Raw genomic sequence first — 7,083 nt, 5'->3', positions numbered from 1 at the left:
CCGAAGCTAGGGTGGCGCTGGGGCAAGGGAGGGACCCTGGCGCCAGCAACAAGTCGCCAGCCGGCAAGACGTTCGAGCAGGCGGCGCGGGCCTGGCATGAGAACCGCGAGGGCAATCTCGACGAAGGCCACGCCAAGCGACTGATGACACGACTTGAGCGTGATGCGTTCCCCGTGCTCGGCAATCGGCCGCTGCGGTCGATCACCAGTGCCGACGTGCTGGCCATGGTTCGGGCCGTGGAAGCGCGCGGCGCGCTCGACGTAAGCCGGCGTATCAAGCAGCACGTCAGTCAAATCTATCGCTTCGCGATCCCGCAAGGCTGGGCTGATCAGGATCCGGCGGCATATCTGTCTGATCTGTTAAAGCCGAAGCCGCGCGTCCGGCACATGGCGCGGGTGGGGCTGCAGGAGCTGCCTGCGCTGGTTCGGGCAATCGACAGCTATGACGGCGAGGAGAATCCGCGCCGTCGCGCCGTAACCCGTGCGGCGTTGCTGTTCACGCTGTTGACCTGGGCCCGGACCAACGAGACCCGCCTTGCGCGCTGGGACGAGTTCGAGCAACTCGATGGGCCCGAGCCGCTGTGGCGCGTGCCCGCGGCGCGGATGAAGATGGAACGCGAGCACCTTGTGCCGCTGTCGCGTCAGGTCGTGTCGTTGCTCAGCGACGTCAGGATCTATTCGACGAGTGGTTACGTCTTCGGCGGTGACAAGCTGGGCCAGCCCATTTCTCAGAACACCATGATCTACGGTTGTTACCGCATGGGATATCGCGGTCGACAGACAGTCCATGGCTTCCGCGGTCTGGCCTCCACCTGGGCCAATGAAGCCGAGTGCTATCGTGCCGATTGGATCGAGATGGCACTTGCCCACACCGACCGCGATGATGTCCGCAGCGCCTACAACAGCGCGTTGTACCTGTCACCGCGCCGGCGCATGTTGCAGGAGTGGGCCGATCACGTGTTTGGCTTCTTGAAGCAAAACGGCACCCTCCACGTTGAAGGTTTCGAGAGGGCTCGAACGGCCTGACATGCGCCTGCTGGCAGAATGCGGATCAGCGATCGGTTACTGTAACCCCATCATGACGAAAGGGGGGGGGCGGTTCCCGCCCTAAAAACGGCCGTCCAGTATCTCGATCTTGATCGTCGAAACTGACCATTCGTTCAGTCAGGTTGTGCACCCCTTGATTGACATTTTTCAACGCCGTCGGCCATGGTTTGCCTGCCAGCACCTTCGTCTCCCCGAGCAGTTCAACAGCGCTTGACTCTTAAATCTACATATGTTGATCATAGCGAATGATACGAAACCGTCGCCCTTCAAAGCAGATGACCTCCCTGCTGCAGGCCCTGTCGGACCGGCAGTGGCACCACGGCTATGATCTGATGAAGGAAACAGGCCTGCTCTCGGGCACGCTCTATCCGCTGCTGATGCGGATGACCGACCAGGGGCTGGTCGAAGCGGAATGGCGCGAGCCCGTTCAGCCCGGCCGCCCAGCACGCCACGCCTACCGCCTGACCGCCAAAGGCTACGCGCTGATGCAGGAGCTTGCGCCCGGCGCTGCCCCACTCTCACCCAGGGCCGCCGGGATATGATGATTGCCTTCTCCCGCGCGTTGATGACGTTGGCCTGCCAGTGTCTTGGAGAAGCCCGGCGTGAATGGGCGCAGGCGATGTGGGAGGAGTTCGATATCGCCGCCGAGGACGGACGCGGGTTGAGTTTCGCGATCGGATGCCTGATCGGCGCCTTGCGCCAGATGCCGATGGCGCAGGAAGGGCGGTTCGTCCTGACCAATTACACGCTGGCAATCGCCGTGATGGTCCCCATCGCGGCCATGGAAATCAGCGCCGCGCTGCTTGGCCTGCCGCATCTGTTCGGCGGCAAGGGCGGACCGGGTGCCGGCATGGCCGTCGCGCAAAAGCTTATCATTGGCGGCGCCTATCGGGTGGTTGCACCCTCGCTGAGCTTGCTGCTGCTGCTGTCCGGAGGGGGACAGTTGCGTCTCGCCTGGCTGATGCTTGAGCGCGACTGGCGGCGCGCGACCTCGACCGGCGTCGCCAATCTGGCCGCGATCACGACCTTGATCCTGTTTATGGGCTGCATGTTCCTCGACGTCAGCCAGGCCATCACGCTGGCCGTGGTGCTGGGGATCGAACTGGGGCTGATCGCCGGCCTTTGCCGGTGGCACGAAGATCTCAGCCTGCCGCCTTCGTAACGCTGTCATGCTCGGGGAGCCGCGCCTCCCTTCCCCCGACGCTGGAGACCCAGACGATGCCGCAAGCACGAATGACCTTTTGCGCCCTGTTGCTGGGCACGATCGCCGCCTACCCCGCCATCGCGCAAGCTGCGCCCAAGGCGTGTGCCGCGCCTTCCATCGCCATCGGCGGACCCAGCAATGCGCACACCGCCTATGTCGAAACCAGCTTGCGTCCGGCGGTCATCAGGCCGGGCGAGCAGCCGCTCACGCTCGTCGAGGACATGCGCCGGTACGATGTGCCGGGAATCAGCGTCGCGGTGATCCATGAGGGCAAGATCGCCTGGGCGCGCGGCTGGGGCCTGCGCGATCTTGAAAGCTGCGCGCCGGTCACCCCGAACACCACCTTCCAGGCCGCCTCCATCAGCAAGGTCATCACAGCAATCATCGCATTGCGGCTGGTTGAGCAAGGCAAGATCGGGCTGGATCGCAACATCAACGAGGCGCTTCGCTCGTGGCAGATGCCGAAGGACGACAAGCTGGCGCCGCATGGCATCACCCTGCGCCAGTTGCTCAGCCACACGGCCGGTCTTGGCGTCCATGGCTTCGATCAGGCATATCGGCCCGGCGATGTGCTCCCCACGGTCGTCCAGATTCTGGACGGGTTGCCACCTGCGGACAACCAGCCCGTGCGCAGCGTGCTGCCCGCAGGTGGCCAGTTTGAATATTCGGGCGGCGGCTACATGGTGGCACAACTGGCCCTTTCGGACGTCAGCGGCATGCCTTTCGCCGAACTTGCCCAGCGCGAGGTGCTCGGTCCGCTCGGCATGACGCGCAGCGCCTTTGCCATGCCGCCATCGCCGAAAATCCGGGCCGACATGGCGTTTGGTTCGGCCTGGGGCAAAACGATTGCGGGCCATTACGCGGTCATGCCCCAGCTCGCACCGGCGGGCTTGTGGACCAGCGCGAGCGACCTGGCGCGCGTGTTGATCGATCTGCAGGCCTCTGCCGCAGGTGATAACGGGCATCGCCTTTCGCCAGCGATGACGCGGGAGATGATGACACCGGTCAAGGACAATTGGGGCCTCGGGCTGGCGCTCTATCCCGACGAGGCTCCGCGCTTTGGCCATGATGGCGTCAATCCGGGGTTCGAATCCTTCATGATCGCCTATCGCGGGAAAGGCGAAGGCATCGTGGTTATGACCAATGGCGGAGATGGCCGACGCCTGACCGCAGACGTCGTGCGTGCCGTCGCGACCGATTATGGCTGGCCGGAGATCGCAGCCCCCGCAACCGGGGAAAAGACGCTGTCGCTCGCCGAGCTTTCCAGAGCGGCCGGCCATTTCGAGGGCGGTGGGCTCAAGGTCGATTTCGAAGCGCGCCCGGAAGGCTTGTTTGGCAGGCTCGCCGGAGCCCCGGCCTTCGAGCGGCTGATGGCCTTGTCGCCCGTCAGCTTCCGGTCCGAAACGATGGGCATCACCTGTAAATTCGCACCGGATTTTTCGAGCTGCACCATTATCGAGGGCGGCCCTCCGATGAAGCTGGTACGCTCGAAGACGCCAGCATAGACAACCGAACGGCGTGAATCTTTTTTCATCGATGTGATGGTTCAATCCGAAAAGACCGGTCCGGCTTGCAGCCAAACTCTTGCCCTGCTTGTTTCCAGCATCGCCGCCAATCCAGACATTCGCTGGGCTGGATGCCGACTACGAAACCTTGCTTTCGTTCATCAAAAGGGGCGAGCCAACGATTGACCAGTTCTGCGCGCGCCCCGAATAGCCCTGATGGCCCCAAATTGGGGGGCGGATATTATTTACTCATCCCAATTCTCATCATCCGCAACAATCTCCAGAAGTGCTTTCGCGCGAGCTGCGAGAAGAGGAGCCAACTCTGTGTGGCACTTGCCGTTCCCCAATTGCCAGCTGTCGAAAGTCTCGCCCTTTAGCCATTTTTCCGCTGCAATCTGCCAACGCTGCCCGATGTCACGCAAACCTTGTCGTGGGTGTCGCTCGCCGCGACATTCCGTGTAGTCCGTTGGCAAATCACCTGATACAGCCCACCATCCGACCGAACCGGGATGTTCTGCGCTTTCAACAGCCCAAACCGACAGCATCGGCGGCATGTACCAAGCAGGCCATTCGCCCACACTTGTCGAGGCGCACTTCTCGCCAGCAAGATAAGTCACAACATTGGATCGTTGCTCGGCACACCAGCGTTCTTCATCTTCGTCGGTCATGGCGAATTTAGATGCTAGCCATAGTCACAGGTCAAGCCGATTTAATACCGCCATGAGCACCAAGTCCGGAACGGCAGATTTTTGTGCGTGGATGGCGAAAGTCGCCGTCAGCGCGCCCGCGTTAAGCTCGGGTGGCTGCCGCCTTAATTCCGGACGTTCAGGGACCCAGTCTGTTGCGTCGGAACCCGTCGTTCGTTCACCGTCGCCGTGGGGCTATTGAATGACGAGGGCTGGGACTTGTACGAACCCGCTGGCGCGGGAGTGGTGCCTGCCTTGAGGTCTGGCCAGTAATCGGCGGTCTTGGTCTAAGTTGAGGTGTGGGCCATGTAGGCAGACGATTGCGGCTCCTTTCAACCGAGGAGTCGTACCATGACCAATGTTCAGTCTGATGCCCCCGTCACTTCACTGCGTCAGCGCATGATCGAAGACATGAACATGCGCCGGTTCACGCGGAAGACCCAGTTCGATTACGTGCGGCATGTCGCGAGGTTCGCCACATATCTTGGGCGTCCCCCCGATACCGCGACGGCAGAAGAACTCAGGCAATTCCAGGTCGAACAGCGCGAGGCGGGTGTTGGCATCCCGACCATGAACAGCATCGTTTCTGCGCTGCGTTTCTTTTTCACTCACACGATTGATCGCCCGGATCTGTCCCGCAAGCTCTATACGGTCAAGAATCCGCGCTCCTTGCCCATTGTCCTCAGCCGCGACGAGGTCGTGCTTCTCCTCGGCGCGACCAACTGCCTGAAGCACAAGGCTGCACTGTCCGTTGCGTATGGTGCTGGCTTGCGCGCTGCCGAAGTCACGATGCTGAAGGTCCGCGATGTCGACAGCAAGCGCATGCTCCTGCGCGTGGAGCGCGGTAAAGGCGGGCGCTATCGCAATGCGCTCCTGCCCGCTGACCTTCTTGCCCTTTTGCGCGAGTGGTGGACGGTCGGCAGCAAGCAAGGCGTCATGCATGCCGATGGCTGGCTGTTCCCAGGCATGCACAATCTCAAGCCGCTCAGCACCAGGCAGCTCCATCGGATCGTTGTCGATGCTGCCGAAGCTGCGGGTATCAAAAAGCGTGTCGGCCCACATACCCTGCGCCACAGCTTCGCGACGCATCTGCTGGAAGACGGCGTCGATATTCGGATCATTCAGGCGCTGCTCGGGCATGCGAACCTCGAGACCACCGCTTTCTACACCACGGTCGCAACCCGAACGGTGCGCGCGGTCATCAGTCCGCTGGACAAGTTGACGACGCTGCTCGAGCCGCAGGTGGCTCCTCCCGGCTGAGCCGGTGCGCACCTCGCTCGAGGTCGCCGATATCTTCCGTAGCGCCGGGCCCGCCTATCGGGCGGCCCACGCCGGGCATCTCAGCCTCGGCCAGCTCAAGGTCATGACGGCCATCGAGAATTGCCGCACCGCCGCGCTGGGCGGTCACGTCGAGGCCTGCGACGACTGCGGGCACTGGCGGATCGCCTATAACTCGTGCCGCAACCGGCACTGTCCCAAGTGCCAGGGCGCCGCCGCACGTACCTGGCTGGCCGCGCGTGAGGCCGATCTGTTGCCGGTCGGCTACTTCCACGTGGTGTTTACCGTGCCCGCCGAGATCGCCGACATTGCCTGGCAGAACAAGGCGGTGGTCTATGACCTGCTGTTCCGCGCTGCCGCGGACACGATGCTGACCATCGCCGCCGATCCCAAGCACCTGGGCGCACGTATCGGCATCACCGCCGTGCTTCACACCTGGGGATCGGCGCTGACGCACCATCCGCATGTGCACATGATCGTGCCCGGCGGCGGCATCGCGCTCGGGGGCACGCGCTGGATCTCGTCGCGCCCCGCATTCCTGCTGCCTGTGCGCGTGCTGGGGGCCTTGTTCCGCCGGCTGTTCCTCACGCGCCTCTTGGCGTTGTTCGACGCGGGAAGGCTCGGCTTCTTCGGCACCTTGGCTGGCCTCGCACAGCGCAAGGCCTTCCTGCGGCATCTGTCGCCCATCCGGAAGAAGCGCTGGGTGGTCTATGCCAAGCCGCCCTTTGCCGGCCCGCAGGCGGTGCTGGCCTATCTCTCGCGCTACACGCACCGCGTTGCCATTTCGAACCGGCGGCTCATCGGGTTCGACGAGACCGGCGTGACGTTCCGGTACAAGGATTATCGCCGCGACGGTGGCAAGCGCCAGCAGGTCATGACGCTGGCAGCCGACGAGTTCATCCGCCGCTTTCTGATCCACGTCCTGCCGCGCGGCTTCCACCGCATCCGGCATTACGGCCTGCTTGCCAGTTCAACCCACAAGGAGGCCATGGCGCTGGCCCGCAGGCTGCTTGGCGTCGCCGCGCAGATTGAAGAGACCGACACCGACCCCGACGTACCGACCGATCATCGCCCGCCATGCCCATGTTGCGGCGGGCACATGACCATCATCGAAACGTTCGCCCGCTGGTGCCAGCCCCGCGCTCCGCCGCAATCGGCGCCGCCGACCCGAAAGAACACGCCATGATCAGGCATGGCTTACCCTGCATGATGGCCGTGAACGTTGCGCCTCGGCCAATGGGGATAGGTGTGTCGACGCCGCCAGCACAGTCAAAACTGGGCTCATCGCCAGCAGGATCAGCGGCGCTTCGAGCACAATGGTCATCTGACTTCCATGCTGTTCCGCCCATCACGGGCTGGCCGGT

8 protein-coding genes are annotated in these 7,083 nt (G+C 63.1%); 6 read left to right on the top strand and 2 right to left on the bottom strand.

Translation table 11 applies throughout. From position 1 onward, the window contains the following. From IP65_RS22060 to IP65_RS19960, 4 genes are all read left to right on the top strand, one after another. Positions 1 to 1,025, top strand: a 1,025-nt coding sequence (locus IP65_RS22060) for a tyrosine-type recombinase/integrase (protein WP_054132806.1), incomplete at its 5' end; no start/stop codon positions are given. A gap of 296 nt (positions 1,026 to 1,321) precedes the next feature. Then, positions 1,322 to 1,588, top strand: a complete 267-nt coding sequence (locus tag IP65_RS19970) for a PadR family transcriptional regulator (RefSeq protein WP_054132802.1) — start codon at positions 1,322 to 1,324, stop codon at positions 1,586 to 1,588. Next, positions 1,585 to 2,208 carry a hypothetical protein gene (locus IP65_RS19965; RefSeq protein WP_054132801.1) on the top strand — a complete coding sequence of 208 codons (624 nt, stop codon included), beginning with the start codon at positions 1,585 to 1,587 and terminating at the stop codon, positions 2,206 to 2,208. Before IP65_RS19970 ends, IP65_RS19965 begins: the two co-directional genes overlap by 4 nt. A gap of 71 nt (positions 2,209 to 2,279) precedes the next feature. Continuing rightward, positions 2,280 to 3,755: a serine hydrolase gene (locus tag IP65_RS19960; RefSeq protein WP_054132800.1), complete on the top strand. Its 1,476-nt coding sequence runs from the start codon at positions 2,280 to 2,282 to the stop codon at positions 3,753 to 3,755. Between the two features lie 245 nt (positions 3,756 to 4,000). Here the strand turns inward: IP65_RS19960 and IP65_RS21100 are convergent, their stop codons facing one another. Further along, a complete protein-coding gene (locus IP65_RS21100; RefSeq protein WP_082350281.1) occupies positions 4,001 to 4,423 on the bottom strand; it encodes a DUF4826 family protein in 423 nt (140 codons plus the stop codon). A gap of 369 nt (positions 4,424 to 4,792) precedes the next feature. Here IP65_RS21100 and IP65_RS19955 point away from each other — a divergent pair, with 369 nt between their 5' ends. Then, complete coding sequence (locus tag IP65_RS19955; RefSeq protein ID WP_054132799.1) at positions 4,793 to 5,701, top strand: tyrosine-type recombinase/integrase; 909 nt, start codon at positions 4,793 to 4,795, stop codon at positions 5,699 to 5,701. Between the two features lie 4 nt (positions 5,702 to 5,705). Continuing rightward, positions 5,706 to 6,905 (top strand): IS91 family transposase, encoded by a 1,200-nt coding sequence (locus IP65_RS19950; protein ID WP_054132798.1) that lies wholly within the window; start codon positions 5,706 to 5,708, stop codon positions 6,903 to 6,905. Here the strand turns inward: IP65_RS19950 and IP65_RS21560 are convergent, their stop codons facing one another. Further along, on the bottom strand, positions 6,906 to 7,043 hold the full coding sequence (locus IP65_RS21560; protein ID WP_156306782.1) for a hypothetical protein: 138 nt from the start codon (positions 7,041 to 7,043) through the stop codon (positions 6,906 to 6,908). Between the last annotated feature and the right edge of the window lie 40 nt (positions 7,044 to 7,083).

Source organism: Novosphingobium sp. AAP1 (assembly GCF_001295765.1).
Classification (GTDB): domain Bacteria; phylum Pseudomonadota; class Alphaproteobacteria; order Sphingomonadales; family Sphingomonadaceae; genus Novosphingobium; species Novosphingobium capsulatum.
This window is presented reverse-complemented; position numbering and strand designations above follow the sequence as displayed.

Bases quoted from the DNA above. Each gene is read 5' to 3' on its own strand.
- IP65_RS21100 (WP_082350281.1), bottom strand. From the start codon at position 4,423: ATGACCGACGAAGATGAAGAACGCTGGTGTGCCGAGCAACGATCCAAT.
- IP65_RS19960 (WP_054132800.1), top strand. From the start codon at position 2,280: ATGACCTTTTGCGCCCTGTTGCTGGGCACGATCGCCGCCTACCCCGCC.
- IP65_RS21560 (WP_156306782.1), bottom strand. From the start codon at position 7,043: ATGACCATTGTGCTCGAAGCGCCGCTGATCCTGCTGGCGATGAGCCCA.
- IP65_RS19955 (WP_054132799.1), top strand. From the start codon at position 4,793: ATGACCAATGTTCAGTCTGATGCCCCCGTCACTTCACTGCGTCAGCGC.
- IP65_RS19970 (WP_054132802.1), top strand. From the start codon at position 1,322: ATGACCTCCCTGCTGCAGGCCCTGTCGGACCGGCAGTGGCACCACGGC.
- IP65_RS19965 (WP_054132801.1), top strand. From the start codon at position 1,585: ATGATGATTGCCTTCTCCCGCGCGTTGATGACGTTGGCCTGCCAGTGT.